The 2,288-nt window shown below is 45.9% G+C and carries 1 protein-coding gene and 1 pseudogene; both read left to right on the top strand.

The features are described from left to right. The first annotated feature begins 250 nt into the window (after positions 1 to 250). Positions 251 to 998: pseudogene (locus QT996_RS28250) on the top strand (IS1 family transposase). A gap of 140 nt (positions 999 to 1,138) precedes the next feature. Next, positions 1,139 to 2,008, top strand: coding sequence for an alpha/beta hydrolase (locus QT996_RS28245; RefSeq protein ID WP_333050796.1), 870 nt, complete (start codon positions 1,139 to 1,141; stop codon positions 2,006 to 2,008). Positions 2,009 to 2,288: the final 280 nt, after the last annotated feature.

Here is a 2,288-nt window from a genome sequence, read left to right as displayed (position 1 = left end):
CCCTCATTCTCTCCTTAACGGTGGCTCTAGTTTTTCTTGGACCACCGTTCTCATCTTTAGTTAGTCTAAACTACAGTGAGAAAAGGAGGAGTGGATAATTACAGATGCGTTGGATCTCAGTGTTGCAAATACATCAACTGGAGGGTTGACCATTAAGATAAGCACACCGAAGAGAAAGAATAGAGGGTAGTGCCCTGAAGGAAAGGATAGAGTAAGCTACTATTAGAGAGAAGTGTTTACCATTAGTGAGATGACAGTAGAAATTCCCCATTGTCCTAATTGTGGCTTAGAAGCAGTCAGTCGTAACGGTCAAACTCGGCATCAAAAACTTTCATTACAAATGTCGAGAATGTGGCCGTCAATTTGTTTTGAATCCGACCTGGAAAGCTATTACTAAAGAACAAGAAGAGTTAATGTCACGGATGCTACTTGAACGTATTTCCCAGGCTGGGATTGCTCGGGTATTACAAGTGTCATAAGATACAGTACAGCGCTACGTAAATGCCGCTTCTGTTGCTGTTAAGAAGCAAGTGGAGGTGAGTCCCAAGCCAAAAAAGCGCTTGAGTGTTCAGATGGATGAGCTATGGTCGGCAAGTCGATAATAAAGGAAATCAGCAGTGGGTATGGCTGGCATTGGATGCCCAGACTAGGGAAATTGTTGGTGTACACATTGGAGAGCGTAGCGCAGTATCAGAAGAGTGCTTTATGGAATTCAATGCCACCAGTTTACCGTCAATGTGCAGTAATTTATACCGACCATTGGAGTGCTTATGATTCTGTATTGCCCAGCAAACGTCATCGCGCCGTGTAGACAAAGATAGTGGTTGTACTAGCTATATCGAGCGCTTCAACTGTACTATTCGACAACGAGTATCAAGCGTTGGTAAGAAAGAGCTTAGCCTTCTCTAAAAAATTAGAAAATCATATTGCTGCAATGGGGGCGTTTTGTACATCATTATAATGATAATTTACAACTCCCGATGCCTACTTTTATTTGAATTCGGTTGATTTTTTTATCCTTTCCTTCAGGGCACTATCTAAAAAAGCTTGACAACACAGGGTTTCGGCGTACTCTCTTTTTCTGAGAAAGGCTATACATAGGTTTACATAGGTCTTATGGAGCGGGTAGGATAAAAGTATGGCAACAATCGACATCCTAGGGGTTCGGCACGCTTACGATTTGACGGCTCCGACTGCAACTTCCCCGGTTCTGGTATTTGTCCACGGCTGGCTGTTAAGCCGCCACTACTGGCAACCTTTGACCGATCGCTTGGTATCAAACTATCAGTGCCTTACCTATGATTTGCGGGGGTTTGGCGATTCTCAATCGGACGCAGGCGACGATCGCCCATGTTCCGAACCGCTAAATTCGTGCTACACTCCCGCAGCTTACGCTCGCGATTTGGAACTTTTACTCGAAAAACTCGATATATCTTCTGCTTGGCTCGTGGGACACTCTCTGGGCGGTACGATCGCTCTATGGGGAGCCAGCAAATTGTCCGATCGCGTTAAAGGCGTGGTCTGCATTAATGCAGGGGGCGGCATCTATCTGAAGGAAGAATTCGAGCGGTTTCGAGCGGTCGGCAAGCAGCTAGTGACAATGCGCCCCGGCTGGCTGCCTCGCTTGCCCTTAGCAGATTACGTGTTTGCCCGCGATTCTGTAGCCCGCTCGATCGGCAGATCCTGGGGACGGCAGCGCTTAATAGATTTCGTGGGAGCTCATCCAGAGGCAGCTTTGGGGGCTTTGTTGGACTCGACGACAGAAGCGGAGATTCACCTATTGCCACAAATTGTCTCCCAACTCAAGCAGCCTGTTTATTTTATTGCCGGTACTAAAGATAAAATTATGGAACCAAAATACGTGCTGCATTTGGCTAGCTTTCACTGGATGTTCCAAGGTTGTGGCGAGAATGTCCTTCAGCTTCCCGATTGTGGCCATTTGGCAATGGTGGAACAGCCGGATGCAGTGGCTAGTTATCTGCAAAATATTCTGAAAGAACACACTTAAAGGGAATTGGGCAAAACAAAGCCGAGGAATGGGGCATTAAACCGAGATCCGGTTCGGGGAAACGAAGCTCCCAAATAGAAAGTTATAGCAGAAGGAAGAAGCAAGAAGGCTTTAGTTGTTATCTAGGAGAGAAGGAAGAAATTGACCGCATGGGGAAAGTGCAATTAAGAACGTCCTAACCGTCAGGGCGGTTGCTATACAAGAGACCTCTTGCGAAAGTCTCAGGCGATCTCTAATTTAGTCTTTAAAGAAAGTTCATAATTATAAATGCCAGCGATCA

This window comes from Microcoleus sp. S13C4 (genome assembly GCF_036700865.1).
In the GTDB taxonomy this organism is placed as follows: Bacteria; Cyanobacteriota; Cyanobacteriia; order Cyanobacteriales; family Microcoleaceae; genus Microcoleus.
Note: the sequence above shows the minus strand (reverse complement) of the source record. Positions and strands in the feature narration are given on the sequence as shown.